The organism is Ramlibacter sp. AN1015 (genome assembly GCF_037726105.1).
Classification (GTDB): Bacteria; Pseudomonadota; Gammaproteobacteria; order Burkholderiales; family Burkholderiaceae_C; genus Ramlibacter.
Window position 1 is genome coordinate 144,363 of sequence record NZ_JBBJUM010000002.1, and the last position, 25,412, is coordinate 169,774.

Genomic DNA, 25,412 nt, shown 5'->3' on the forward strand with positions numbered 1-25,412 from the left:
GAGGCAGCGTCTTCAGTTCCGGTCGTCGCGCCATGCCCAGTGGCGCGATGCGGCGAACACCGCGTTCGGGTACTGCGGCTTGCCGCGGCTGCCGTTGTAGCGCCCGAGCGCCAGGAAGAGGTCACCGGCCTCGCGGTCGATGTAGTGGCGCAGGATGACGCAGCCAAAGCGCAGGTTGGTCTGCATGTGGAACAAGGTGCCCGGGTCTCCATTGCCGATCACGCGCGTCCAGAAAGGCATGACCTGCATGTAGCCGCGTGCGCCGGCGATGCTCACCGCGAACTTGCGAAAGGCGCTCTCGACCTGCACGAGACCCAGCACCAGCCCCGCATCCAGCCCCGCGCGGCGGCTCTCGTACCAGAGGGTCTGCAGGAATTCCTTGCGCTCGTTGAAGTCCGGCATGCGCCGCGCGAGCCGCACACTCATCGCCTGCAGCCAGCGCAGGTGGGCGAGGCGCGCCTCGGTGCTGGCGAATTCGAGCATGGGCGGCGCTGCATTGGCGATGGCCGAACTCAAGGCGGAGCGGACCGAATCGGCAAGCGGCTCCTCGAGTTGGCGGCCCGCGTGCGCGGAGGACAGCAGCGGCAGCAGCCCTGCCCCCGCAGCCGCGCGCAGGCAGCTGCGGCGCGAGATCATGGTTGCAGGCGGCTACGCAGGAAATCGAGGATGCCTTCGGCAGCCACCTTGGTGGCCGATGCGTCGCGGCGATGCTGGTATTCCAGCTGGCCTTCCTTGAGCCCGCGGTCGGAGATGACCACCCGGTGCGGAACACCGATCAGTTCCCAGTCCGCGAACATGGCGCCGGGGCGCTCGCCGCGGTCGTCGAGCATCACGTCGATCCCCGCCTGCTCCAGCGCGTCGTGCAGGCCCTGCGCCGCGGCGCGCACCTCGGCGCTGCGGTCCATGCCGATGGGGCAGAGCACCACCGTGAACGGGGCGATCGCGTCCGGCCAGATGATCCCGCGCTCGTCGTGGTTCTGCTCGATGGCGGCGGCCGGAAGTCGGGTGATGCCGATGCCATAACAGCCCATCTCGAGGAACTGCGGCTTGCCCGATTCGTCGAGGAAGGTGGCGTCCATGGCCCGGCTGTACTTGGTGCCGAGGTAGAACACATGGCCGACTTCGATGCCACGCTCGATCGCGAGCAGGCCGGCACCGTCGGGCGAACGGTCGCCCTCGACCACGTTGCGGATGTCGGCGACGTGATCGGGCTCGGGAAGGTCGCGCCCCCAGTTGACGCCGGTGAGGTGCAGGTCGGCCTCGTTGGCGCCGCAGATCCAGTCGGACATGACCGCCACCTCGCGGTCGGCCACGATCTTCACCGGCTTCTTCAGGTTGACCGGGCCGAGGTAGCCTGGCGGGGTGCCGAAGTGCTCGACGATCTCGGGCACCGTCGCGAACCGGAACCCCCGGTCGAGGCCCGGCACCTTCGACACCTTGATCTCGTTCATGTCGTGGTCGCCACGCACCAGCAGCAGCCACAGCTGCGTGCCTGCGGGCTGCCCGCTCGCGTCGGTGCGTTCGGTGGCCAGCACCAGCGACTTCACGGTGGTGGACAGGGGCACTCCCAGCAGCTCGGCCACGTCGGGACAGGTGCTCTTGCCCGGAGTGGGGGTGCGCGTCATCGTCACGGCCGCGTTTGCGCGGCCGGTGGACGGTGCCAGCGCCTCGGCCTTTTCCATGTTGGCGGCGTAGTCGCTCTGCGGGCAGTAGACGATGGCGTCCTCGCCGGTCGCAGCGATCACCTGGAATTCCTCGGACAGATCGCCGCCGATGGCGCCGCTGTCCGCGGCGACAGCGCGATAGCGCAGCCCGAAGCGGTCGAAGATACGGCGGTACGCCTGGGCCATCACTTGGTAGCTGGCCTTGGCCGACGCAGCATCGCGGTCGAAGCTGTACGCGTCCTTCATGATGAACTCGCGCCCTCGCATGAGGCCGAACCGCGGGCGACGCTCATCACGGAATTTCGTCTGGATCTGGTACAGATTTTTAGGCAACTGCTTGTAGCTGCGCAGCTCCTGGCGGGCAATGTCGGTGACGACTTCCTCGCTGGTGGGCTGAACCACGAAATCGCGGTCGTGGCGATCCTTGATGCGCAGCAGTTCGGGGCCCATCTTTTCGAAGCGGCCGGTCTCCTGCCACAGCTCGGCCGGCTGGACGACGGGCATCACGCACTCCACCGCGCCCGCGCGATTCATCTCCTCGCGCACGATGGATTCGACCTTGCGGATCACCCGCAGCCCCATCGGCATATAGGTGTAGATGCCCGCTCCCAGCTTCTTGATCATGCCGGCGCGGGTCATCAGCCGGTGACTCACCACCTCGGCGTCGGCTGGCGCTTCCTTGAGGGTGGAAATGAGGAACTGGGAGGCTTTCATCTGCGGGCGAAACGGGGGGGAGATCGAACGGCCGAGTCACTTTGCCTGCACGCACCCGGCGTGCATAATGAACTCAGTTCAAGAATTGGGGTTTGATTATGCTCGACCGCGACGGCTTCAGGCCCAACGTCGGCATCATCCTGCTCAACCAGAAAAACCAGGTGTTCTGGGGCAAGCGCATACGCACCCACAGCTGGCAGTTCCCGCAAGGCGGCATCGACCGGGGCGAGACGCCCGAGCAGGCGATGTACCGGGAGCTCCATGAGGAAGTGGGCCTTCGGCCCGAGCATGTGCGCATCATCGCCCGCACCCGAGACTGGTTGCGCTACGAGGTGCCTGATCGATACATCCGCCGCGACGCGCGCGGCCACTACAAGGGTCAGAAGCAGATCTGGTACCTGTTGCAGTTGACGGGCCACGACTGGAACCTGAACCTTCGCGCCACCAACCATCCCGAGTTCGACGCCTGGCGGTGGAACGACTACTGGGTGCCTCTCGACGTGGTGGTCGAGTTCAAGCGCGGCGTCTATGAAATGGCACTGACCGAGCTCGCGCGATTCATTCCGCGGCACGAGCACCATCGCAACCGGTATCTGCGTGGCGGCGTTCGCACCCGCGACGGCATGGACGGACCGCACGATGGCGGGATGACGCCGGTACCTGGCCCCGAGTTCGAACTTCCGCCTGGCGCCACGTTCGAGCCCGATCCGCAGACCGGCCTGCACCAGCTGGCGCGAGGAACGCAGCGTGTCCCTTGAGCGAAGGCGCATCGGACTGTCTGCGCTCCTGCTGTCGAGCGCGGTCGGCGTGGCCGCGGCCGCGGACGGCGAGTGGCAGGAAGCAGAGGCGCCTGCGCCACCTGCTTTGCGTACGAGCGAGCTGATTCACATCGAGGTGCCCCGCTCCGAGTTGCGTTTCGGGGTACAGCCTGATTCGGTGTCCATCGGCGCCGACGATGTCGTGCGCTATACGGTGGTGGCCACGAGCCGGTCGGGCGCCGTCAACGCCATGTACGAGGGCATTCGGTGCGTGAGCGGCGAGGTCAAGGTCTATGCCCGCCACATCGACGGCACCTGGGCGCCCACCAAGGAGCACGACTGGCAATCACTGCACGGCAACGCCGCCCATCGGCACAGCCTGGCAGTTGCGCGGCAGGGCGCCTGCGTCGGCCGCGGGGCCAACCGTCCCGCCCGGCAGATCCTGCGCGACCTTGCGGCTCCGGTCGATGAACGCTTCGTGCGGGAACTGCGGTGAGGCAAACCGGTTTTTGCGCCGCCGCAGTGCGCCGACCTGCCGCTCGGGAGCCAGGCACCCCTCACGCAAGCGCGAGTTACCGGGTCACCACCAAATTGGTGCGATCGATCATTTCCGGCTCGGCCACGTAGCCCAGCAACTTCTCGATCTCGCTGGACGGCTTGCGGCACAACAAGCGGGCCTCCGCACTCGCGTAGTTCGCCAGGCCGCGCGCGACTTCGCGCCCGGAAGCATCGCGCACCGCGATCACGTCCCCGCGCGAGAAGTCCCCTTCGACGGTCACCATGCCGATCGGCAACAGGCTCTTGCCGTCGCTGCGCAACCTCGCGGCGGCGCCGTCATCGACCGTCACGGCCCCGCGCAACTGCAGATGGTCTGCAATCCAGCGCTTGCGCGCCTGGCTCTTCTGCGTAGGGGCCACCAGCAGCGTGCCGACCACCTCGCCGGAGAACAGCCTAAGCAGGGCATCGGGCTCACGTCCCCAGGCGATCACAGTGGACGCGCCCGAGCGCGCCGCGCGCGCGGCCGCAAGGATCTTGGTGATCATGCCGCCCTTGCCCAGGCTTGAACCCGCACCGCCCGCCATGGCTTCCAGCGCGGGATCGCCGGCGCGCGCTTCATGGACGAAACGCGCGGAGGGATCGCGGCGAGGATCGGCCGTGTACAACCCCCGCTGATCGGTGAGGATCACGAGAACGTCGGCTTCGACCAGGTTCGCCACCAGTGCGCCGAGCGTGTCGTTGTCCCCGAACTTGATCTCATCGTTGACGACGGTGTCGTTCTCGTTGATGACCGGCAGCACGCCCAGCCCGAGCAGGGTCAACAAGGTCGAGCGCGCGTTCAGATAGCGCTCGCGGTCGGCCAGGTCCGCATGCGTGAGCAGCACCTGGGCCGAACCGAGGCCGTTCTGGCGCAGCTTGGTCTCGTACATCTGCGCCAGACCCATTTGCCCCACGGCGGCGGCGGCCTGCAGCTCGTGCACCTCGTGCGGCCGGACCGTCCATCCAAGGCGCTTCATGCCTTCGGCGATCGCGCCGCTGGACACCATGATCACCTCGCGGCCTTCACTCGCCAGCACTGCGAGCTGGCGGCACCACTCGCCGATCGCGGTTTCGTCGAGCCCCCGGCCTTCGTCGGTCACGAGGCTGGAGCCGACCTTGACGACGACGCGCCGCGCGTCACGCAGCAACTGCGCTGCGCGCGCGCTCGGAGTGGCAGAAACGGACGGGGCAGCGGGGTGGTGCATGGAAATATGCTTGCGGGACTCAGGCGGGCGGATCGCCTTGGGCAAAGCGCGGATCGACTTCGGCTTGAGGAGGTTGTTCGGCCACCTGCTGCGCGCGCACCTGCTGATAGACGGCCCGGATGAGCGGCTCGAGGCCCTCTCGCGTGAGCGCGGAGATCTCGAACACCGGCCCCTTGTATCGCAGGCGCTTGACGAAATCCTTGACCAAGGATGCGCGGTCCTGCGGCGCCACCATATCGAGCTTGTTCAACACCAGCCACCGCGGCTTCTCGTACAGCGCGCGGTCGTACTTCTTGAGCTCCAGCGCGATCGCGCGTGCCTGCTCGACCGGATCGACGGCATCGTCGAAGGGCGCCATGTCGACAAGGTGCAGCAGCAGGCGCGTGCGTTGCAGATGCCGCAGGAACTGGTGCCCCAGACCGGCGCCTTCTGCGGCGCCCTCGATCAGGCCGGGAACGTCCGCGACGACGAAACTCTGCTCGGGACCGACCCGCACCACCCCCAGGTTCGGGTGGAGCGTGGTGAAGGGATAGTCCGCGATCTTGGGACGGGCATTGGAGATGGCCGCGATCAGGGTGGACTTCCCCGCGTTCGGCATGCCGAGCAACCCCACATCGGCGAGCACCTTCAGTTCGAGCTTGAGGCTGCGGCGTTCGCCGGGCCAGCCCGGCGTCTTCTGGCGCGGCGCGCGGTTGATCGCGCTCTTGAACCGCATGTTGCCGAAGCCGCCGTCGCCGCCCTTGGCGATCATGATCGTTTCGCCCGGTGTGAGCAGCTCCCACAGCACGTCGCCGGTTTCGGCGTCGCTGATGATGGTGCCCACCGGCATCTTCAGCGTGATGTCGCTGCCGGCGGCGCCGAACATGTCCGAGCCCATGCCATGCTGGCCCCGGTGCGCTTCATGGCGACGCGAAAACCGGAAATCGACCAACGTGTTCAGGCTGGCATCGGCCACTGCGAAGACGTGCCCGCCGCGCCCGCCATCGCCACCGTTCGGTCCGCCGAACTCCTTGTACTTCTCGTGCCGGAACGAAACACAACCGTTGCCGCCGTCGCCGGCCGCAACATCGATAAAGGCTTCGTCGACGAACTTCATGCGGGGATTCTAGGAGTGGGGCAACAAAAAAGCCCTGCGCGGAACGCAGGGCCCTTATGCCGAATGACCTGAGGACGTCAGGCCGGCGTGACGTTCACCATGTGCTTGTTCAGCCCGCCCTTGACGGCGAAGGACACATGTCCGTCCACGAGCGCGAACAGGGTATGGTCCTTGCCGATGCCGACGTTGGTGCCGGGGTGGAAGCGCGTGCCACGCTGACGCACGATGATGGAGCCCGCGCTGATGAGTTCGCCGCCGAACGCCTTCACGCCGAGCATCTTGGGCTTGGAGTCACGCCCGTTGCGCGTAGAGCCGCCGCCTTTTTTCTGTGCCATATCAGTTGCTCCTTTTTAGGCTGCGATGGCGCCGATGTGCAGTTCGGTGAACTGCTGGCGATGCCCCTGGCGCTTCTGGTAGTGCTTGCGGCGACGCATCTTGAAGATGCGCACCTTGTCGTGCTTGCCGTGAGCCAACACAGTGGCTTTCACGGTTGCGCCGGACACCAGGGGAGTACCAACCTTGAGCTCGCTGCCATTGCCGACGGCAAGCACCTGGTCGATCACGATCTCCTGGCCTACGTCCGCAGCAATCTGTTCTACTTTAATTTTTTCGCCGGAAGCAACGCGATACTGCTTGCCACCGGTTTTTATGACCGCGTACATTGAAGACCTCTTGAGAAAGAGAAGCTCCCCGCGGACGGATTTCCGGGGGAGCCCGCGAATATAGCATGCGGGGGCTTGGCGGCTTGCCCCCAGGAACCGGAAAGCCCTGCCTGCTCAGGGGCCCTCCCTATAATTCCGGCACCTTTTTCACGACCCCACCTTGACCTCCGCTGCCAGCACCACTTCCCCGCTCGCCCTCATCGCCGACGACATGCGCGAGGTCGATGCCGTGATCGCCCGGCGGCTTGACTCGGGCGTCCCGCTGGTAGCAGAGGTCTCTCGGTACATCATCTCCGCCGGCGGAAAGCGGTTGCGCCCGGCCCTGCTGCTGCTCGTGAGCGGCGCACTGGGATTTCGAGGAGAGCAGCGCTTCAACCTGGCGGCGGTGGTGGAGTTCATCCATACAGCCACCCTGCTGCATGACGACGTCGTGGACGGCTCCACCCTGCGTCGGGGCCGGGCCACCGCCAACCAGAACTTCGGCAATCCGGCCAGCGTGCTGGTCGGCGACTTTCTCTATTCGCGGGCTTTCCAGATGATGCTGGACGCGCGGGACATGCGGGTGATGGAGATCCTCGCCGAAGCGACCAACGTCATCGCCGAGGGAGAGGTGCTGCAGCTGATGAACATGCACGATGCCTCGCTCGACGAGGAAGCATACCTTCGCGTCATCCGCTCCAAGACCGCCAAGCTGTTCGAGGCAAGCACTCGCCTGGCCGCGGTCCTTGCGCGCAGTTCGCCCGAGGTGGAGCGGGCCTGCGCCGACTACGGGCAAGCGCTCGGCACTGCATTCCAGGTGATCGACGATGTACTCGACTACGACGGCGACGCCGAGGAGATGGGCAAGAACCTGGGCGATGACCTTCGCGAAGGCAAGACTACCCTGCCCTTGATCGCGGCCATGCACCGTGCAACCGGCCCGGACCGCGACCTGATCCGCCGCGCGATCGAAGAAGGCACCATCGACAATCTCGACGCGATCGTGCGTATCGTGCGGGCCACCGGAGCATTGGAAGTGGCCCGGGCCGCAGCCTCCTCCGAGGCGCAGCGCGCCATCGACTGCCTTGCGGCACTTCCGCGCAATGAGCACAGCGAAGGTTTGCTACAATTGCCGTCTTCGCTGCTCGAGCGGCGTCACTGATACCTCAGACGACGACAATCGGCACACATCGGGGTGTAGCTTAGCCTGGTAGAGCGCTACGTTCGGGACGTAGAGGCCGGAGGTTCGAATCCTCTCACCCCGACCAGTTTTTCCGCAGTTCGTCGGTTCTTCCCCACTCACTCCCCTCACGCTGCCGGCAGTCGCCGACCGCTGCGTTTACAGGGGAGAGCCTTTCAGCGATGATCGGCAATCATTCTTACAACTGGTCAAGCGCCCATGAGGAGTGCGGAGTGTTAGCCGATGGCTGCCGTTGAAACCACCACTGCCGAAGCCACCGCCGTCGCCCTTCCGGGCCTCGCGCGCGCCCTGATTTCGGCGGGGAAACTGCACCAGAAGGCGGCCGAAGATCTGTACCGCAAGGCGCAGGTGCGGCGCACCAGCTTCATCGCCGAACTCACCGGTTCCGGTGCGGTGTCGGCTTTCGATCTGGCCCACACCATGTCCACCGCGTACGGAGCCCCCCTGCTGGACCTGGAGGCGGTTGACATCCAGCGGCTGCCCAAGAACCTGCTCGATGCCAAGATCTGCCAGGACTTCCGGGTGGTGGTCCTGGCCAAACGCAGCAACCGACTGACCGTTGCCACGGCCGACCCCTCCGATCAGCAAGCTGCCGAAAAGATCAAGTTCGCAACCCAGATGGGCGTGGACTGGGTCATCGCCGAATACGACAAGCTCCTGCGCATGGTGGAGGCCAGCGCCACCAGCGCCGGCGAGGCGATGGAAAACCTCATCGGAGAGGATTTCCAGTTCGACGAAACGAGCATGGAGTCCTCGGGCGAAGACGAGGACAAGCTCAGCACCTCCGAGGTGGACGACGCCCCAGTCGTCAAGTTCCTGCACAAGATGCTGCTGGACGCGATCAACATGCGCGCGTCCGACCTGCACTTCGAGCCCTTCGAGCACCAGTACCGCGTGCGCTTCCGCGTCGATGGCGAACTGCGCGAGATCGCGTCGCCCCCCGTGGCCATCAAGGAAAAGCTCGCATCGCGGATCAAGGTGATCTCGCGTATGGACATCAGCGAGAAGCGCGTGCCGCAGGACGGCCGCATGAAGCTCAAGATCGGCCCCGAGCGCGTCATCGACTTCCGCGTGAGCACCCTGCCCACGCTGTTCGGCGAGAAGGTCGTGATCCGTATCCTGGATCCGAGCAGCGCCCGGCTCGGCATCGATGCGCTCGGCTACGAGCCCGACGAAAAGGCTCGCCTGCTCGACGCGGTCAAGCGCCCCTACGGAATGGTGCTGGTCACCGGCCCAACCGGCTCCGGAAAGACGGTGTCGCTCTATACCTGCCTCAACCTGCTGAACGAGCCCGGCGTCAACATCTCGACGGCCGAAGACCCCGCGGAAATCAACCTGCCCGGCGTGAACCAGGTGAACGTCAACGAGAAGGCCGGCCTGACCTTCGCAACGGCCCTGCGCGCGTTCCTGCGCCAGGATCCCGACGTCATCATGGTCGGCGAAATCCGCGACCTGGAAACCGCCGACATCGCCATCAAGGCCGCACAGACCGGGCACATGGTGCTCTCCACCCTGCACACCAACGACGCCCCCAGCACGTTGGTTCGCCTGCGCAACATGGGTGTGGCGGCCTTCAACGTGGCCTCCAGCGTGGTGCTCATTTCCGCCCAGCGCCTCGCGCGCCGCCTGTGCGTGAATTGCAAGGCGCCCGCTGATATCCCGCATGAGGCCTTGCTGGAAGCCGGCTACACCGACGAGGACCTCGACGGCAGCTGGGTTCCCTATCGCGCAGTGGGCTGCTCGGCGTGCAGCAACGGCTACAAGGGCCGCGTTGGCATCTACCAGGTCATGCCGGTGAGCGAAGAGATCCAGCGCATCATCCTGCGCGACGGCAGCTCGCTCGAGATTGCGGAGCAGGCGCAGCGGGAAGGAGTCCGTACCCTGCGCCAATCCGGCCTGCACAAGGTCAAGTTGGGCGTCACCTCCCTCGAGGAAGTGATCAACTGCACCAACGTCTAAACAACCACAGGCAACCAGCCCAGGAGTGAGCCCGGATGGCGACGGCAGCAGCAGCGACAAGCAAGATCAAGGTCACCGAATTCGTGTTCGAGTGGGAGGGGCGAGACCGGAACGGCAAGCAGGTTCGCGGCGAAGCTCGGGCAGCCGGCGAGAACCAGGTGCAGGCCTCGCTGCGCCGGCAGGGCATCACGCCCCTGAAGATCCGCAAGCGTCGCATGCGGCGCGGCCAGCGCATCAAGCCCAAGGACATCGCGATCTTCACCCGCCAGCTCGCCACCATGATGAAGGCCGGTGTGCCGCTGCTGCAGGCGTTCGACATCGTCGGGCGGGGCAATCCGAACGGCAGCGTGACCCGCATGCTGGCCGACATCCGTGCCGACGTCGAAACCGGAACCTCCCTGTCGGCGGCTTTCCGCAAGTATCCGCAGCACTTCAACAGCCTCTACTGCAACCTGGTCGAGGCCGGAGAGGCCGCCGGTATCCTGGAGTCGCTGCTGGACCGCCTGGCCACCTACATGGAGAAGACCGAGGCGATCAAGTCCAAGATCAAGACGGCGCTGATGTATCCCATCGCGGTGGTGTCTGTGGCGTTCATCGTGGTGTCCGTCATCATGATCTTCGTGATTCCGGCCTTCAAGGACGTGTTCACGTCCTTCGGTGCGGACCTGCCCGCCCCCACGCTGCTGGTCATCGCCATCAGCGAATTCTTCGTCTCCTACTGGTGGGCCATCTTCGGCGGCATCGGCGGCGCGCTCTACTTCCTCATGGAGTCGTGGAAGCGCAGTGAGAAGGTGCAGAACTTCATGGACCGCCTGATGCTGCGCCTGCCGATCTTCGGCGACCTGGTCTACAAGTCCACGGTGGCGCGCTGGACGCGCACGCTCTCCACGATGTTCGCCGCCGGCGTGCCGCTGGTCGAGGCGCTCGACTCGGTGGGCGGAGCAGCAGGCAACTCCGTCTACGCCAAGGCCACCGAAAAAATCCAGCAGGAAGTCTCCACCGGCACCAGCATCACCACCGCCATGACGAACGCCGGCGTGTTCCCCTCGATGGTGCTGCAGATGTCGGCCATCGGCGAAGAGTCCGGCTCGCTGGACCACATGCTGGGCAAGGCGGCCGATTTCTACGAGGCCGAGGTCGATGACATGGTGGGCGGTCTGTCCAGCCTGATGGAGCCGATCATCATCGTGTTCCTGGGGACCATCATCGGCGGTATCGTGGTCTCCATGTACCTTCCCATCTTCAAGCTGGGCGCCGTGGTCTGATGGCCTTCTCCGCGGTCGATGCCGCACTGGCAGCCGTGTTCGGGCTGCTGATCGGCAGCTTCCTCAACGTCGTCATCTACCGTCTCCCCAAGATGATGGAGCGGCAGTGGGCCGAGGAATGCGCCGAGCTGTCGGGGAACGCTGCGCAAGCGGCGGCCGTCGCGCCGTTCAACCTCATGCATCCGCGCTCCGCTTGCCCTCGATGCGGGCACCAGATCCGGTGGTGGGAAAACATTCCGGTCCTGAGTTATCTGGCGCTGCGCGGGCGCTGTTCGGCCTGTGGCACGGCCATCTCGCTGCGCTATCCCGCCGTCGAGCTCGCGACCGGCGCCTTGTTCGCCTATGCGGTCTGGCGCTGGGGCGCGACGGCCACGGGATTGGCCTGGTGCGGTTTTTCGGCCGCGCTGCTGGCGCTGGCGCTGATCGACTGGGACACCACCCTGCTGCCAGACGACATCACCCTGCCCCTGCTGTGGGCGGGGCTGCTGGCCGCCGCGCTGCACTGGACGCCTGTGCCATTGGAGGCCGCCCTCTGGGGCGCCGTCGCCGGATACCTTTCCCTCTGGCTCGTCTACCACGTCTTCAAGCTGGCCACCGGCAAGGAGGGGATGGGCTTCGGTGATTTCAAGCTCTTCGCCGCGCTCGGCGCCTGGTTCGGTTGGCAGGCGCTGGTGCCCATCATCCTCATGGCCTCGGTCATCGGCGCCATCGTGGGAATCGCCATGAAGCTCACCAGCGGGCTGCGCGAAGGCGGCTACGTTCCCTTCGGCCCCTTCCTCGCGCTTGCGGGCCTCACGGCCATGGTGTTCGGTCCCGGCGCGGTGCTGGGTGTACTCGGCCTCTGAGGCAACGAATCCAATGCTGCGCCTGGGCCTGACGGGTGGCATCGGCAGCGGCAAGAGCACCGTGCTGGCGATGCTCGAACAGCTGGGCGCCTTCCCCATCGACGCGGACGCCATCTCCCGCGAAACCACGGCACCGGGCGGCCCGGCCATCGAGCCTATCCGCCAGCAGTTCGGCGCCGAGTTCGTCGGCCCCGACGGCGGCCTCGACCGCGCCCTCATGCGCGAGCATGCCTATGCGCACCCCGGCGCGCGCCGGCGGCTCGAGGCCATCGTCCACCCCCTCGTCGCCGCCGGCATCCAGCGCAGAGTCGATACAGCCCTCGCCGAGGGCCGCCGCTGCGCCGTCTTCGACATCCCCCTGCTCGTCGAGTCGGGCCGCTGGCGCCGCGCACTCGACCGCGTGCTGGTGATCGACTGCAGCGCGCATACGCAGATCGAGCGGGTCAAGGCCCGCAGCAATCTGTCCGAAGCACAGGTGGAAGCGGTCATTGCAGCCCAGGCGCCGCGCGGGCTTCGACTCGCCGCTGCCGACCTCGTCATCTGCAACGAAGGGCACGGACTCGCGCAGCTGCAGGCGCACGTTCACGAAGCCGCAAAAGCCTTCGGGCTATGATGACGCCGCCGTGATCCTCTACGAATACCCGTTCAACGAACGAATCCGCACGTATTTGCGCCTGGAGCACCTCTTCCAGCGGCTGGCGGTGCTGGTGCCGCGCGAGCATCCCGACGACCACCATTTCGCCATTGCCACCCTGTTCGAGATCATGGACGTGGCTGCTCGCGCCGACCTGAAATCCGACGTCATGAAGGACCTGGAGAAGCAGCGCACCGCCCTTGCCGGCTTTCGCGGCAACCCGGCCATCGCCGAGACCGTGCTGGACCAGGTCATCGCCCAGCTCGACGGCTGCTTCGAGGCCCTGAACACCCAACCGGGCAAGGCCGGCCAGGCGCTCACCGACAACGAATGGCTCATGGGCATCCGCAGCCGCATCGGCATTCCGGGCGGCACCTGCGAGTTCGACCTGCCCGGATACTTCGCCTGGCAGCACCTCGAACCCGAGCGTCGCCAGGCCGATCTTGCACGCTGGGCCCAGACCTTCGGCGCCACGGCCGAGTCCATTCACATGCTGATGAAACTGCTGCGCGATTCCGGCGTGCCGCAGAAAGTGATGGCCAACAACGGACAGCTCCAGCAGACGCTGCCGCAGGGCCGCACGTTCCAGCTGCTGCGCCTGCGCATCGACCCCGAACTCCACCTGGTGCCCGAGATCAGCGGCAACCGGCTGATGGTGTCGGTGCGGCTCATGAAGCACGAGCCGGCCGAACGCCTGCACCCCAGCACCGACTCCGTGCCGCTCGAACTCACGCTCTGCTCCTGACTCGAAAGCGGCATGAGCACGCCCGACCAACCCGGCGCACCGACCCGCGCGCGCATCGTCAGTTGCCCGCACTGCCGCGGCGACAGCCTCTACGCTGCCTCGAACCCCTATCGGCCGTTCTGCAGCGAGCGGTGCAAGAACTACGACCTGGGAGCCTGGGCGAGCGAAGACTTCCGCGTGCAGAGCGACGCGCCCGCGGACGACCAACCCTTCGGCGACCCGCATCTGCAGTAGTCGAACGGCCGTGGCCGCGCGGCGGTTGCTGGCACGGCGTCGCCCACCCACCACGCTCGGACATCGGCAGCGCGCCTGGTGCTTGACCAGCAGCCACCATCGATCGAACGCAACCCTGGGGTCTGCCCTCGCAACACGCCGCCACCCATGTCGCTCAGGCCTGCGCCACGTGCGTGGCGCCGCTGAAGCCCCGCTCTGCCGCGAACCAGGCGAGCACCGGCACCGTGCCGGGCAGCACCGGCGTCGAACGCACCGGCAGATGCTCCCAGGCGTACTGCTGTCCTTCGTGCATGTGCAGCGTGCCCGTCCAGTCGAACACCTTGCAGAAGTTCAGGCGCACCAACGCGTGCGGGTAATCGACCACTTCGACGCGCCACGGCTGCACCGGCCCGATGGTCACGCCGATTTCTTCACGCAGCTCCCGGCGCAGTGCTTCCTCGACCGTCTCGCCCGGCTCCAGCTTGCCGCCCGGAAACTCCCAATAGCCCGCGTACACCTTTCCGGGCGGGCGCGACGTGAGCAGGAAGCTGCCGTCCGGGCGCACCAGCACACCCACGGCTACCTCGACAGCGGCGCGGTTCGCACCGCCTTCGCGCGGCCGCTCGCCGTCGGCCACCAGCACCCGCCCAGCGCTCACTGAAGCCGGCCCGCGAAATCGCGCGCGAACTGATAGGCCACCCGGCCCGACCGCGAGCCCCGCTCCAGCGCCCACACCAGCGCCTGCGGACGCGCGGCCACGATCTGCGCATCGTCGATGCCGAAGGACGCGAGCCACTGGCGCACGATGGCCAGGTACTCGTCCTGGCTGAACGGATAGAAGCTCACCCACAGGCCGAAGCGCTCGGACAGCGAGATCTTCTCCTCCACCACCTCACCGGGGTGGACCTCGCCGTCGTCCGTATGCGTGTAGCTCAGGTTCTCCTTCATGTATTCGGGCAGCAGGTGCCGCCGGTTGCTGGTCGCATAGATCAGCACGTTGGGCGAAGCCGCCGCGACGGAACCGTCCAGGATGGACTTGAGCGCCTTGTAGCCGGCCTCGCCCTCCTCGAAGCTCAGGTCGTCGCAGAAGACGATGAACTTCTCGGGACGCTCGGCGACCACGTCGATGATGTCCGGCAGATCGACCAGATCGGCCTTGTCGACCTCGATCAGGCGCAGGCCGCGCCCGCTGTATTCGTTCAGGCACGCCTTGATCAGCGAAGACTTTCCGGTTCCGCGCGCGCCGGTGAGCAGCACGTTGTTGGCGGGCTGTCCCTGCACGAACTGCAGGGTGTTGCGCTGGATCTTCTCCTTCTGTGCATCGATTTCCTGCAGCTCGTCCAGCCGGATCGCCGCGACGTGCCGCACCGGCTCGAGGCTGCCGTGCCCCGTGGAGCGCTTGCGATAGCGGAAGGCGATGCTGGCGTCCCACTGGGGCGCCCCCAGGGGCTGCGGCAGCACCGCCTCGATGCGGGCGAGCAGCTGGTCGGCCCGCTGCATCAGGCGTTCGAGATCGGTCATGAGCGGTAGTCGGCGTTGATGGTCACGTAGTCGTGGCTGAAGTCACAGGTCCACACCGTGTCGCTGGCGCTGCCGCGACCGAGGGCCACGCGCACCGTGATCTCGCTCTGGCGCATCACGCGCTGGCCGTCCTCCTCGCGGTAGGCGGGGTTGCGCCCGCCCGCCATCGCAACGTGCACGTCGTCCAGGAACAGGTCGATCGCGCCCTGGTCCAGGTCCTCGATGCCGGCGTAGCCGACCGCTGCGAGGATGCGCCCGAGGTTGGGATCGCTCGCGAAGAAGGCCGTCTTCACCAGCGGCGAATGGGCGATGGCATAGGCGACCTGGCGGCATTCGGCGGCGGTGCGGCCGCCCTCGACGCGGACGGTGATGAACTTGGTGGCGCCCTCGCCGTCGCGCACGATGGCCTGCGCAAGCAGGCGGGCGACTTCCAGCATCGCGGCGAAGAGAGCCTGGCCGTTCGCGTGGTCCAGGGACGCGATGGGCGCATTGCCGGCCTGGCCGGTGGCCAGGACCACGAAGGAATCGTTCGTCGAGGTGTCGCCGTCCACGGTGACGCGGTTGAACGAGCCTTCGGCCAGCTCCCGGGCGAGCCGGGGCAGCAAGGCGGGCGCGACGGCGGCGTCGGTCGCGAGGAAGCCGAGCATGGTCGCCATGTTCGGCCGGATCATCCCGGCGCCCTTGCTGATGCCGGTGACCGTCACCGTGCGGCCCTCGATGGTCACCTGGCGGCTGAAGGCCTTGGCCACCGTGTCCGTGGTCATGATGCCCTCTGCCGCGCGCAGCCAGTGCTCGGGGCGGGCGTCGGCCAGCGCCGCCGGCAGCCCCGCCTCGATGCGCTCAAGCGGCAGCGGCTCCATGATCACGCCGGTCGAGAAGGGCAGCACCTGCTCGGGGGCGAGGTCGAGGTGGCGCGCGAGTGCGATGCAGGTGGCCCGTGCCCGCACCAGGCCATCCTGGCCGGTGCCGGCGTTCGCGTTGCCGGTGTTGACCACCAGCGCACGGATCTCCTGCCCGGAATTCAGGTGCTCGCGGCACACCTGCACCGGGGCCGCGCAAAAGCGGTTCTGGGTGAAGACGCCGGCCACGGCCGCGCCGGGCTCCAGCAGGAACACGGTCAGGTCCTTGCGGCCAGCCTTGCGCACCCCCGCTTCGGCCACGCCGATGCGGACGCCGGGCACGGGCAGGATGTGGGCCGCGGTCGGTGCGGCCAGGTTCACGGGCATTGCTTCTTTTCCTTGTGGTCTATGGTTTGCACTGCGCACCGCCAGCGGCTGCTTCTGCTTGCGCGGCTGCAGCTGCGGCGGCGGCGCCGTCGATGCGCCCGGCTGCGGCGGTCCCCGGCCTACTTCTGGCGCCAGGGCAGCCCGCGGCGGCGCCAGCCCCCCACGGTGTTGCGATGCCCCTCGGCATCCGCATCGCCCTCGAAGCCCTCGAGGATGTTGTAGGCCTCCAGGCCGAGTTCGGTCGCGCGGCGCGCCGCGGCGACCGAACGCACGCCGCTGCGGCACATCATCAGTGCCTTCTTGCCCGCAGGCACGGCAGCCCGCAACTGCGCCTCGAAGTCAGGATTGAAGGCCATGCCGGGCCAGTGCTTCCAGGCGACGGCAGCCGCTCCGGGAACGAAACCGACCCACTCGCGCTCGGCATCGGTGCGCACGTCCACCAGCACGGCGTCGCCGCGCTGGCACCAGTCGTGGGCCGTGGCGGGCGTCACATCGCCGGCATAGCCTTCGGCGGGGCGGATCGGATCGGTTTGCGTGGTCATGCGGGAATTCTGCCAGCGACCGGGCTCGCGCCATCATCCCCGCGCGCACCATACCGGAGCGAAGCGCAGCTCAGGGTCAGCGCCACGGACCAAGCTCCACGGTTCAGCTGCTGTGGGCCGCGCTGGTGGAAACCCCGTTGCGCAGATGCCGCACACGCGGGAAATTGCCGGGTGCCACACCACTCAACTCAGGAGACAGACCAATGACCGAATCGAAGTCGCCGCGCCGTCGCAGCGTACTCAAGGGCGCCGCCGTTGCCGCAGGTGCCATGTCCGCGCCCATGGTGGCCGTCGCGCAGACCACCTCGATGCGCTTCCAGAGCACCTGGCCTTCCAAGGACATCTTTCACGAGTTCGCGACCGACTTCGCCAAGAAGGTCAACGACATGGCGGGCAACCGCCTCAAGATCGAGGTGCTGCCCGCCGGCGCCGTGGTGCCCGCGTTCCAGCTGCTCGAAGCGGTGAACAAGGGCACGCTGGACGGCGGCCACGGCGTGGTGGCGTATCACTACGGCAAGAACTCCGCCCTGGCCCTGTGGGGCTCGGGCCCTGCGTTCGGCATGGATCCCAACATGGTGCTGGCCTGGCACTACTACGGCGGCGGCAAGGCGCTGCTGGAAGAGATCTACAAGTCCATCAACATGGACGTGGTGTCCTACCTGTACGGTCCCATGCCCACGCAGCCGCTCGGCTGGTTCCGCAAGCCGATCGCCAACGTCGCCCAGATGAAGGGCCTGAAGTTCCGCACCGTGGGCCTGGCGGTGGACGTGTTCAACGAACTGGGTGTTGCCGTCAACCCGCTGCCGGGCGGCGAGATCGTCCCCGCCCTGGACCGCGGACTGCTGGACGCGGCGGAGTTCAACAACGCCTCCTCTGACCGGGTGCTGGGCTTCCCCGACGTCGCCAAGAACTGCATGCTGCAAAGCTTCCACCAGTCGGGCGAGCAGTTCGAGATCCTGTTCAACAAGACGAAGTACAACGCGCTGGCTCCCGAACTGCGCTCGATCATCGACTACGCCGTCCAGGCTTCGTCGGCCGACTTCAGCTGGAAGGCCATCGATCGCAACTCCAAGGACTACCAGGAGCTGCGGACCAAGGACAAGATCAACTTCTACAAGACGCCCGATGCCATCCTCCGCGCGCAGCTCGACGCCTGGGACAAGGTGACCGCCAAGAAGGCCCAGGAGAACCCCTTCTTCCAGAAGGTGCTCGACTCCCAGAAGGAGTTCGCGCGCCGCGCCGGCCAGTGGCAGAACGACTACACGGTGGATTTCAAGATCGCCTACAACCGCTATTTCAGCGGCAAGAAGTCCTGACCGTGCAGGACTGAACGGAGGGCGGCCGCTGGGCCGCCCTTTTGTTTGTCTAGCGTGCCGACACAGCGAAAGAGACGACGAGGAAGAGGATGCAAAAGTTATTGCTGGCCGTGGACCGGCTATCGACCTGGCTGGGACAGCTGTTCGCCTGGGCCATCGTGGTGCTGACGGTGATGGTGTCCTGGGAGGTGTTCTCGCGCTACGTCCTGGGCAATCCGCACGGCTGGATGCTCGACGTGCAGATCATGCTTTACGGGGTGCTGTTCATGATGGCCGGCGCGTACACGCTGTCCAAGAACGGGCACGTCCGCGGCGACGTGCTCTACGGGTTCTTCCGCCCCCGTACCCAGGCCTGGAGCGATCTGGTGCTGTACGTGCTCTTCTTCCTTCCCGGGGTGGTGGCACTGACCTGGGCCGGCTGGACCTACTTCAACGAGTCGCTGGCCATTCGCGAGCAGACCTTCAACGCCGACCCGATCCCGGTGTATCCGTTCAAGTTCTTCATTCCGCTGGCCGGCGCCATCCTGCTGCTGCAGGGCATCGTCGAGATCGTGCGCTGCATCGTGTGCATCCGTGACGGGCAATGGCCCGCGCGCATCGGTGACGTCGAGGAGGTCGATGTAGACAAGATCAAGGCGATGGTGGGCAAGAACGAGCCGGGCCGACCGCTGGTCGCGCCGCCGGCCGAATCGGAGGGGAAGCTGTGAAAGTGCGCAAGGAACTGTGGTTCGGATTCACCCTGATGGGGCTGATCGTGATGGCGGCGCTGACGATGCTCGTCAGCGTCGACCAGATCGAGCGTGGCCACATCGGCCTGCTGATGCTGTCGCTGGTGGTCGTGGCCATCATGCTGGGCTTTCCCACCGCCTTCACCCTGATGGGCATGGGCATGATCTTCACCTGGCTGGCCTACAACCAGGACACGGGGCTCACGCTGAACCTGATGGTGCAGTCCGCGTTCCGGGTCATGACCAACGACGTGCTGATCTCCATACCGCTCTTCGTCTTCATGGGCTACCTGGTCGAGCGGGCCAACCTGATCGAAAAGCTGTTCCACAGCATCCACCTCGCGCTCTCGCGCCTGCCGGGTGCGTTGGGCGTTGCCACGCTCGTCACCTGCACCGTCTTCGCCACCGCCACCGGCATCGTGGGCGCGGTGGTCACGCTCATGGGCCTGCTCGCCATGCCGGCCATGCTGCGCGCCGGCTACAGCGTGCAGGTGACAGCGGGTGCGATCACCGCCGGAGGCTGTCTGGGCATCCTGATCCCGCCCTCGGTCCTGCTGATCGTCTATGGCGCCACCGCAGGCGTCTCGGTGGTGCAGCTCTACGCCGGAGCCTTCTTTCCCGGCCTCATGCTGGCGAGCCTGTATGTGCTGTACATGATCGTGCTGGCCAAGGTGAAGCCCTCGCTGGCGCCTCCGCTGTCGGCCGCGGACCGCTTCGTGCCGCTGCCGCCTCTCACCCAGCGCATCACCGCCCCCACGGGCGAACGGCACGCACTGGTGGGGCTGCTCAACGCCCTCAAGGGCCGCGCCAATGCCGACGTGCCGGCCTCCTATCTCCTCAAGCAGCTCGCCGTCGTCGCGCTGCCGCTGCTGCTGTTCGTAGCCGTGGCCCTGTGGACCTGGCGCGGCGTGACTGCCCCGCTCCCGGTCGAGCAGACCTATGCCGGGCTGGTGGAAATGGGCCAGGGCACTGCCGTTCGCTCCCGCGCTTCCGGCGGGTTGCAGGAGCCGCCGCGCGCCGGCGGCCTGGCCGAGCCCCCGGGCTCCGCAGGCCTGGCCGAGCCTCCGGCCGCAGGCGGGCTCGCCGAGCCTCCCGGAGCCTCGGCCGGGCTGTCCCCGCCCCCGGGTGCGGCCGGTGGGCTCGCCGAACCGCCCAGCAACGGCGGCTTGGCCGAACCTTCCGCTGCAGCTGGAGGGCTGGCGGAGCCGCCGGCTGCGTCGGGGGGCCTGGCCGAACCGCCGGGGGCCGGCGGGCTGGCCGAACCACCGGGAGCCGCTGCCCCGCCAGCCGCGGGTGGCCTGGCCGAGCCGCCCGGAGCGCGGTCGGCGCCTTCGGAAGGAGCCGCAGACAGCCCGGCCGCCGAGCGCCGCGAGGCACCGCGCAGCTTCTGGATCGGCCTTGCGGCCGGCGCTGCGGCGCTGGCGGTGTTCTACGCCCTGCTCAGCTTCGCGCGTCTGGAGATCTTCAAGATGCTGCTGACCAGCTTTTTCCCGCTGGTCTTGCTCATCCTGGCGGTGCTGGGATCGATCGTGATGGGGCTGGCCACGCCGACCGAAGCGGCCGCCGTCGGCGCTCTGGGCGGCTTCCTGCTGGCGGCCGGTTACCGGCGGCTGACCTTCGGCATCGTCAAGGAGAGCGTGTTCCTCACGGCCAAGACCTCCGCCATGGTGTGCTGGCTGTTCGTCGGCTCCGCGATCTTCTCGGCGGCCTTCGCGCTGCTGGGCGGCCAGGAACTGGTCGAGCGCTGGGTCCTGTCGATGAACCTCACGACCATCCAGTTCCTCATCCTCTCGCAGGTCATCATCTTCATCCTCGGCTGGCCGCTGGAATGGACCGAGATCATCGTGATCTTCATGCCCATCTTCATTCCGCTGCTCGACAACTTCGGCGTGAGCCCGCTGTTCTTCGGCCTGCTGGTGGCGCTGAACCTGCAGACGGCCTTCCTCAGCCCGCCGGTGGCGATGTCGGCCTTCTACCTCAAGGGGGTCAGCCCGCCGCATGTCACGCTCAACCAGATATTCCTGGGCATGCTGCCGTTCATGGGAATCCAGATCGTGGCCATCGTGCTGCTGTACATCTTCCCCGGAATCGGCATGTGGCTGCCGTCGGTCTTGTACGCGCGCTGATCTCCGCAGTGCCCGGCCGTGCCCCGAGGCGCACGCCGGGCCCTGTGCGCGGCCCAGTCGGTTTGTTGCCGGCCCCCTGAGGCGTGTGGGCCGTGCAGGGCACGCCGGCTGCGCGCCGCACGCGGCGGCGCGCGTCAGCCCCGTTCGGACGCGACGCGCGTTGACGTTGACGTAAACGTCACTTATGGTCGGGGGTCCACGAGGAACCCCCGACATGACCGACCTGTCCGCAGAGCACCAGGCCCTCGCCGGCTACCGACCCACGCACAAGGTGCGCTTCGTCACCGCCGCCAGCCTTTTCGACGGCCACGATGCCGCCATCAACATCATGCGGCGCATCCTGCAGGGCATGGGCGCCGAGGTGATTCACCTGGGCCACAACCGCAGCGTCGACGAGGTCGTCACCGCGGCCCTCCAGGAAGACGTGCAGGGCATCGCCGTGAGCTCCTACCAGGGCGGGCACGTCGAATACTTCAAGTACATGGTCGATCTGCTGCGCGAGCGCGGCGGCGAACACATCCAGGTGTTCGGCGGCGGCGGCGGCGTCATCGTGCCCGACGAGATCCGTGATCTGCAGCACTACGGCGTCACCCGCATCTACAGCCCCGAGGACGGCCAGCGCATGGGCCTGCAGGGGATGATCGGCGAGATGGTCATGCGCTGCGACCGCGACCTGGCGGCGCATGCGCCGCGCACCGTGGCGGCCGTGCAGGGCCACGGCGAAGCCGCCTGGCGCGCCCTGGCACAGCTGATCACGGCGCTCGAAGCCGGCGAGGTCGAGGCAGGTTTGCTGCAAGAGCTGCGCGACGCCGCCGCGACGCGAAACGTGCCCGTGCTGGGCGTCACCGGCACCGGCGGCGCGGGCAAGTCCTCGCTCACCGACGAGCTGGTGCGGCGCCTGCGGCTGGACCAGGACGATCGACTGCACGTCGCGGTCATCTCCATCGATCCCTCGCGCCGCAAGAGCGGCGGCGCCTTGCTCGGTGACCGTATCCGCATGAACGCGATCGGCCCATGGCAGCAAGGCCCGCGGGTGTACATGCGCTCGCTCGCCACGCGCGACTTCGGCAGCGAGATCACCGCCGCCCTGCCCGACGTGGTCGCGGCCTGCAAGGCGGCGGGCTTCGACCTGGTGGTGGTCGAGACCTCCGGCATCGGGCAGGGCGACGCGGCGATCGTGCCGCACGTCGATGTCCCGATGTACGTGATGACGCCGGAGTTCGGGGCGGCCAGCCAGCTCGAGAAGATCGACATGCTCGACTTCGCCGAGTTCGTGGCGATCAACAAGTTCGACCGCAAGGGCGCGCAGGATGCGCTGCGCGATGTCGCCAAACAGGTCCAGCGCAACCGTGAAGCCTTCGGCACCCCGCCCGAGCAGATGCCGGTTTTCGGCACCATGGCCGCGCGCTTCAACGACGACGGCGTGACGGCCCTCTACCAGGCGCTGCTGCCGCGCCTGCGCGAGCTGGGCCTGCAGGTGCGCGAGGGCCGCCTGCCGCAGGCCGGCGTGCGCCACAGCACGCACCAGACGCCCATCGTGCCGCCGGCGCGCAGCCGCTACCTGGCGGAGATCTCCGACACCGTGCGCGGCTACAAGCGACGCGCCCGGGCCCAGGCCCGGCTCGCGCGCGAGATCCAGCAGCTGCGTGCCGCCGCCGACATGCTCACCGAGGGCAAGCCGGAGCGCGCGGCGGCAGCCGAGGCCACGCGCGACCTGGCTGCGGAGCGTGAAGGCCGCCTCGACGCCGACGCCCGCAAGCTGCTCGTGCAGTGGCCCGAGATGCAGCGCGCCTACGCCGGCGACGAGTACGTCGTGCGCATTCGCGACAAGGAGATCCGCACCCAGCTCACCACGCGCTCCCTCTCCGGAACGCCCGTGCGCAAGGTCAGCCTGCCCCAATGGGAGGACCACGGCGAGATCCTCAAATGGCTGATGCTGGACAACGTGCCCGGCAGCTATCCGTACACGGCGGGCACCTTCGCCTTCAAGCGCGAGAACGAGGACCCGACGCGCATGTTCGCCGGCGAAGGCGACCCCTTCCGCACCAACCGGCGCTTTCGCCTGTTGTCCGAGGGCATGCCGGCCAAGCGCCTGTCCACCGCCTTCGACTCGGTCACCCTGTACGGCAACGACCCGGCCCCTCGCCCCGACATCTACGGCAAGGTCGGCAACTCGGGCGTTTCGGTGGCCACGCTGGATGACATGAAGGTGCTCTATTCGGGCTTCGACCTGTGCGCGCCCAGCACCTCCGTGAGCATGACCATCAACGGTCCCGCCCCCACCATCCTGGCCATGTTCATGAACACCGCCATCGACCAGCAGATGGACAAGTTCAAGGCCGACAACGGACGCGAGCCGACCGACACCGAAGCCGCCAAGATCCGCGAATGGGTGCTGGCCAACGTGCGCGGCACCGTGCAGGCGGACATCCTCAAGGAAGACCAGGGCCAGAACACCTGCATCTTCTCCACCGAGTTCAGCCTGAAGGTGATGGGCGACATCGCCCAATATTTCGTGCACCACAACGTGCGCAACTTCTATTCGGTGTCCATCTCCGGCTACCACATCGCCGAAGCCGGCGCCAACCCGATCTCACAGCTCGCGTTCACGCTGTCCAACGGCTTCACCTTCGTCGAGGCCTACCTCGCACGGGGCATGCACATCGACGACTTCGCGCCCAACCTCAGCTTCTTCTTCAGCAACGGCATGGACCCGGAGTACACCGTCATGGGCCGGGTGGCGCGGCGCATCTGGGCGGTGGCGATGCGGGAGAAATACGGCGCCAACGAGCGCTCGCAAAAGCTCAAGTACCACATCCAGACCTCCGGGCGCAGCCTGCACGCGCAGGAGATCCAGTTCAACGACATCCGCACCACGCTGCAGGCGCTGATCGCGATCTACGACAACTGCAACAGCCTGCACACCAACGCCTTCGACGAGGCCATCACCACGCCCACCGAAGACAGCGTGCGCCGGGCCATGGCCATCCAGCTGATCATCAACCGCGAGTGGGGCCTGGCCAAGAACGAGAACCCGAACCAGGGCTCGTTCATCGTCGATGAGCTCACCGAACTGGTGGAAGAGGCGGTACTCGCCGAGTTCGAGCGCATCGCCGAACGCGGCGGCGTGCTGGGCGCGATGGAGACGGGCTACCAGCGCGGCCGCATCCAGGACGAAAGCATGCACTACGAAATGCTCAAGCACACCGGCGAGCTGCCGATCGTCGGCGTGAACACGTTCCGCAGCCCGCACGCCGAGCCCGTCGAGGCCAAGCTCGAGCTCGCGCGCTCGACCGAAGGCGAGAAGCAGGGACAGTTGCAGCGCCTGCGCGAATTCCAGGAGCGCCACGCGCAGGCGGCCGCTCCCATGCTGCGCCGGCTGCAGGAGGCGGTCATGGAGCAACGCAACGTGTTCGAAGTGCTGATGGACGCCGTGCGGGTGTGCTCGCTCGGCCAGATCACGGCGGCCCTGTTCGAGGTCGGCGGTCAGTACCGGCGCAACATGTGAGCGAGGCCCGGCTGCCGGGCTCTACCACGGGCGGGGCGCCCGCGCCTGATCGAACGCAAACGAAGTGGGTGCGGACAACTACCTAAGGTTTCCCCCTCTGTCGCGCCAGCGCAACCCTGACTACAGTCGGCCGGTCTGCGGAGGAGAGGAAACTCCGCGTCGTCCCGAAACGTTTGCGGAGAGCGCGCTTGCCATCTGAGTCCGAGTACATCCTGGAAACAAAGGGCCTGACCAAGGAGTTCAGGGGCTTCGTCGCCGTCAACAGCGTAGATCTCAAGGTCCGCCGTGGCGACATCCACGCACTCATCGGCCCCAACGGCGCAGGCAAGACCACCTACTTCAACCTGCTGACCAAGTTCCTGCCGCCCACGCGCGGCACCATCCTCTACCAGGGCCGCGACATCACCCACGAGAAGCCTGCCCAGACGGCGCGTCGCGGCATCGTCCGGTCCTTCCAGATCTCGGCCGTCTTCCCGCACATGACCGTGCTCGAGAACGTCCGCGCCGCGCTGCAGCGCAACCTCGGCACCAGCTTCCACTTCTGGAAGTCCGAGCGCTCGCTGCACCACCTGCACGACCGTGCGCACCAGTTGCTGGTCGAAGTCGATCTGCAGGAGTTCGCGGACGAGCTCACGGTCAACCTGCCCTACGGACGCAAGCGTGCCCTGGAGCTGGCCACCACCATGGCGCTCGAGCCCGAACTCATGCTGCTGGACGAGCCGACGCAGGGCATGGGCCACGAAGACGTCGGGCGCGTCACGCAGTTGATCAAGAAAGTCTCGGCCGGCCGCACCATCCTGATGGTCGAACACAACATGAACGTCGTCTCCTCCATCGCCGACCGCATCACGGTGCTGCAGCGCGGCGCCGTCATCGCCGATGGCCCCTACGAGCAGGTCTCCAAGGACCCGCAGGTCATCGAGGCCTACATGGGCTCGACCGAAAACGAACTGCAGGGAGCGCACTGA

General features: G+C 66.9%; 24 protein-coding genes and 1 tRNA gene. 15 read left to right on the forward strand and 10 right to left on the reverse strand.

What is annotated here, in order from left to right:
- Positions 1-12: 12 nt before the first annotated feature.
- Together WG922_RS03495 and WG922_RS03500 are read right to left on the reverse strand one after the other, a co-directional pair.
- On the reverse strand, positions 13-636 hold the full coding sequence (locus tag WG922_RS03495; protein ID WP_340280714.1) for a lytic transglycosylase domain-containing protein: 624 nt from the start codon (positions 634-636) through the stop codon (positions 13-15).
- A complete protein-coding gene (locus WG922_RS03500) occupies positions 633-2,378 on the reverse strand; it encodes a proline--tRNA ligase (protein ID WP_340280715.1) in 1,746 nt (581 codons plus the stop codon). The genes WG922_RS03495 and WG922_RS03500 overlap by 4 nt, the downstream gene beginning before the upstream one ends.
- Before the next feature lie 98 nt (positions 2,379-2,476).
- Here WG922_RS03500 and WG922_RS03505 point away from each other — a divergent pair, with 98 nt between their 5' ends.
- Positions 2,477-3,136, forward strand: coding sequence for an RNA pyrophosphohydrolase (locus WG922_RS03505; protein WP_340281162.1), 660 nt, complete (start codon positions 2,477-2,479; stop codon positions 3,134-3,136).
- Positions 3,126-3,632: a CNP1-like family protein gene (locus tag WG922_RS03510; protein WP_340280716.1), complete on the forward strand. Its 507-nt coding sequence runs from the start codon at positions 3,126-3,128 to the stop codon at positions 3,630-3,632. Before WG922_RS03505 ends, WG922_RS03510 begins: the two co-directional genes overlap by 11 nt.
- 76 nt (positions 3,633-3,708) lie before the next feature.
- On the opposite strand, the gene proB is transcribed toward WG922_RS03510, so the two are convergent.
- The 4 genes from proB to rplU all read right to left on the reverse strand — a co-directional run bounded on the left by proB (position 3,709) and on the right by rplU (position 6,636).
- Complete coding sequence (gene proB, locus WG922_RS03515; RefSeq protein ID WP_340280717.1) at positions 3,709-4,878, reverse strand: glutamate 5-kinase; 1,170 nt, start codon at positions 4,876-4,878, stop codon at positions 3,709-3,711.
- A gap of 19 nt (positions 4,879-4,897) precedes the next feature.
- Positions 4,898-5,974, reverse strand: a complete 1,077-nt coding sequence (cgtA, locus tag WG922_RS03520; RefSeq protein WP_340280719.1) for an Obg family GTPase CgtA — start codon at positions 5,972-5,974, stop codon at positions 4,898-4,900.
- A 77-nt stretch (positions 5,975-6,051) separates the two neighbouring features.
- Entirely contained in the window at positions 6,052-6,309 is a 258-nt protein-coding gene (rpmA, locus tag WG922_RS03525; RefSeq protein WP_340280721.1) for a 50S ribosomal protein L27, read from the reverse strand.
- A 15-nt stretch (positions 6,310-6,324) separates the two neighbouring features.
- Entirely contained in the window at positions 6,325-6,636 is a 312-nt protein-coding gene (rplU, locus tag WG922_RS03530; RefSeq protein ID WP_340280722.1) for a 50S ribosomal protein L21, read from the reverse strand.
- Positions 6,637-6,847: 211 nt separating this feature from the next.
- On the opposite strand from rplU, the gene WG922_RS03535 reads away from it, so the two are divergent.
- The 8 genes from WG922_RS03535 (at position 6,848) to WG922_RS03570 (ending at position 13,498) form a co-directional block, all read left to right on the forward strand.
- Positions 6,848-7,777, forward strand: coding sequence for a polyprenyl synthetase family protein (locus WG922_RS03535; RefSeq protein ID WP_445322786.1), 930 nt, complete (start codon positions 6,848-6,850; stop codon positions 7,775-7,777).
- A gap of 29 nt (positions 7,778-7,806) precedes the next feature.
- Positions 7,807-7,883, forward strand: a tRNA-Pro gene (locus tag WG922_RS03540).
- A 155-nt stretch (positions 7,884-8,038) separates the two neighbouring features.
- Positions 8,039-9,775, forward strand: coding sequence for a type IV-A pilus assembly ATPase PilB (pilB, locus tag WG922_RS03545; protein WP_340280724.1), 1,737 nt, complete (start codon positions 8,039-8,041; stop codon positions 9,773-9,775).
- A 35-nt stretch (positions 9,776-9,810) separates the two neighbouring features.
- A complete protein-coding gene (locus tag WG922_RS03550) occupies positions 9,811-11,040 on the forward strand; it encodes a type II secretion system F family protein (RefSeq protein ID WP_340280725.1) in 1,230 nt (409 codons plus the stop codon).
- Complete coding sequence (locus WG922_RS03555) at positions 11,040-11,885, forward strand: prepilin peptidase (RefSeq protein WP_340280726.1); 846 nt, start codon at positions 11,040-11,042, stop codon at positions 11,883-11,885. Before WG922_RS03550 ends, WG922_RS03555 begins: the two co-directional genes overlap by 1 nt.
- 13 nt (positions 11,886-11,898) lie before the next feature.
- The gene (gene coaE, locus WG922_RS03560) at positions 11,899-12,498 is read left to right on the forward strand and encodes a dephospho-CoA kinase (RefSeq protein ID WP_340280728.1); all 600 of its coding nucleotides are present in this window, start codon (positions 11,899-11,901) and stop codon (positions 12,496-12,498) included.
- Between the two features lie 10 nt (positions 12,499-12,508).
- The gene (zapD, locus tag WG922_RS03565; protein ID WP_340280730.1) at positions 12,509-13,264 is read left to right on the forward strand and encodes a cell division protein ZapD; all 756 of its coding nucleotides are present in this window, start codon (positions 12,509-12,511) and stop codon (positions 13,262-13,264) included.
- Between the two features lie 12 nt (positions 13,265-13,276).
- Entirely contained in the window at positions 13,277-13,498 is a 222-nt protein-coding gene (locus WG922_RS03570; RefSeq protein WP_340280731.1) for a DNA gyrase inhibitor YacG, read from the forward strand.
- A gap of 154 nt (positions 13,499-13,652) precedes the next feature.
- Here the strand turns inward: WG922_RS03570 and WG922_RS03575 are convergent, their stop codons facing one another.
- The 4 genes from WG922_RS03575 to WG922_RS03590 form a co-directional block, all read right to left on the reverse strand.
- Positions 13,653-14,135: an NUDIX domain-containing protein gene (locus tag WG922_RS03575; RefSeq protein ID WP_340280732.1), complete on the reverse strand. Its 483-nt coding sequence runs from the start codon at positions 14,133-14,135 to the stop codon at positions 13,653-13,655.
- Positions 14,132-14,998: an ATP-binding protein gene (locus WG922_RS03580; protein ID WP_340280733.1), complete on the reverse strand. Its 867-nt coding sequence runs from the start codon at positions 14,996-14,998 to the stop codon at positions 14,132-14,134. The genes WG922_RS03575 and WG922_RS03580 overlap by 4 nt, the downstream gene beginning before the upstream one ends.
- The gene (argJ, locus tag WG922_RS03585; RefSeq protein ID WP_340280734.1) at positions 14,995-16,224 is read right to left on the reverse strand and encodes a bifunctional glutamate N-acetyltransferase/amino-acid acetyltransferase ArgJ; all 1,230 of its coding nucleotides are present in this window, start codon (positions 16,222-16,224) and stop codon (positions 14,995-14,997) included. The genes WG922_RS03580 and argJ overlap by 4 nt, the downstream gene beginning before the upstream one ends.
- 119 nt (positions 16,225-16,343) lie before the next feature.
- The gene (locus WG922_RS03590; protein ID WP_340280735.1) at positions 16,344-16,766 is read right to left on the reverse strand and encodes a rhodanese-like domain-containing protein; all 423 of its coding nucleotides are present in this window, start codon (positions 16,764-16,766) and stop codon (positions 16,344-16,346) included.
- 203 nt (positions 16,767-16,969) lie between these two features.
- Here WG922_RS03590 and WG922_RS03595 point away from each other — a divergent pair, with 203 nt between their 5' ends.
- From WG922_RS03595 to WG922_RS03615, 5 genes are all read left to right on the forward strand, one after another.
- Positions 16,970-18,082: a TRAP transporter substrate-binding protein gene (locus WG922_RS03595; protein ID WP_340280736.1), complete on the forward strand. Its 1,113-nt coding sequence runs from the start codon at positions 16,970-16,972 to the stop codon at positions 18,080-18,082.
- Positions 18,083-18,171: 89 nt separating this feature from the next.
- Entirely contained in the window at positions 18,172-18,789 is a 618-nt protein-coding gene (locus WG922_RS03600; protein WP_340280738.1) for a TRAP transporter small permease subunit, read from the forward strand.
- The gene (locus tag WG922_RS03605) at positions 18,786-20,936 is read left to right on the forward strand and encodes a TRAP transporter large permease subunit (RefSeq protein ID WP_340280739.1); all 2,151 of its coding nucleotides are present in this window, start codon (positions 18,786-18,788) and stop codon (positions 20,934-20,936) included. Before WG922_RS03600 ends, WG922_RS03605 begins: the two co-directional genes overlap by 4 nt.
- Positions 20,937-21,150: 214 nt before the next feature.
- Positions 21,151-24,444 carry a fused isobutyryl-CoA mutase/GTPase IcmF gene (icmF, locus tag WG922_RS03610; RefSeq protein WP_340280740.1) on the forward strand — a complete coding sequence of 1,098 codons (3,294 nt, stop codon included), beginning with the start codon at positions 21,151-21,153 and terminating at the stop codon, positions 24,442-24,444.
- Between the two features lie 188 nt (positions 24,445-24,632).
- On the forward strand, positions 24,633-25,412 hold the full coding sequence (locus WG922_RS03615; RefSeq protein WP_340280741.1) for an ABC transporter ATP-binding protein: 780 nt from the start codon (positions 24,633-24,635) through the stop codon (positions 25,410-25,412).

Excerpts from the sequence above, each read along its gene's own strand:
- WG922_RS03500 (WP_340280715.1), bottom strand. The coding sequence starts at position 2,378 with ATGAAAGCCTCCCAGTTCCTCATTTCCACCCTCAAGGAAGCGCCAGCC.
- WG922_RS03505 (WP_340281162.1), top strand. The coding sequence starts at position 2,477 with ATGCTCGACCGCGACGGCTTCAGGCCCAACGTCGGCATCATCCTGCTC.
- proB (WP_340280717.1), bottom strand. The coding sequence starts at position 4,878 with ATGCACCACCCCGCTGCCCCGTCCGTTTCTGCCACTCCGAGCGCGCGC.
- icmF (WP_340280740.1), top strand. The coding sequence starts at position 21,151 with ATGACCGACCTGTCCGCAGAGCACCAGGCCCTCGCCGGCTACCGACCC.
- pilB (WP_340280724.1), top strand. The coding sequence starts at position 8,039 with ATGGCTGCCGTTGAAACCACCACTGCCGAAGCCACCGCCGTCGCCCTT.
- WG922_RS03600 (WP_340280738.1), top strand. The coding sequence starts at position 18,172 with ATGCAAAAGTTATTGCTGGCCGTGGACCGGCTATCGACCTGGCTGGGA.
- rpmA (WP_340280721.1), bottom strand. The coding sequence starts at position 6,309 with ATGGCACAGAAAAAAGGCGGCGGCTCTACGCGCAACGGGCGTGACTCC.
- rplU (WP_340280722.1), bottom strand. The coding sequence starts at position 6,636 with ATGTACGCGGTCATAAAAACCGGTGGCAAGCAGTATCGCGTTGCTTCC.
- WG922_RS03535 (WP_445322786.1), top strand. The coding sequence starts at position 6,848 with ATGCGCGAGGTCGATGCCGTGATCGCCCGGCGGCTTGACTCGGGCGTC.
- cgtA (WP_340280719.1), bottom strand. The coding sequence starts at position 5,974 with ATGAAGTTCGTCGACGAAGCCTTTATCGATGTTGCGGCCGGCGACGGC.
- coaE (WP_340280728.1), top strand. The coding sequence starts at position 11,899 with ATGCTGCGCCTGGGCCTGACGGGTGGCATCGGCAGCGGCAAGAGCACC.
- WG922_RS03595 (WP_340280736.1), top strand. The coding sequence starts at position 16,970 with ATGACCGAATCGAAGTCGCCGCGCCGTCGCAGCGTACTCAAGGGCGCC.
- WG922_RS03570 (WP_340280731.1), top strand. The coding sequence starts at position 13,277 with ATGAGCACGCCCGACCAACCCGGCGCACCGACCCGCGCGCGCATCGTC.
- WG922_RS03580 (WP_340280733.1), bottom strand. The coding sequence starts at position 14,998 with ATGACCGATCTCGAACGCCTGATGCAGCGGGCCGACCAGCTGCTCGCC.
- WG922_RS03550 (WP_340280725.1), top strand. The coding sequence starts at position 9,811 with ATGGCGACGGCAGCAGCAGCGACAAGCAAGATCAAGGTCACCGAATTC.
- WG922_RS03495 (WP_340280714.1), bottom strand. The coding sequence starts at position 636 with ATGATCTCGCGCCGCAGCTGCCTGCGCGCGGCTGCGGGGGCAGGGCTG.
- argJ (WP_340280734.1), bottom strand. The coding sequence starts at position 16,224 with ATGCCCGTGAACCTGGCCGCACCGACCGCGGCCCACATCCTGCCCGTG.
- WG922_RS03590 (WP_340280735.1), bottom strand. The coding sequence starts at position 16,766 with ATGACCACGCAAACCGATCCGATCCGCCCCGCCGAAGGCTATGCCGGC.
- WG922_RS03555 (WP_340280726.1), top strand. The coding sequence starts at position 11,040 with ATGGCCTTCTCCGCGGTCGATGCCGCACTGGCAGCCGTGTTCGGGCTG.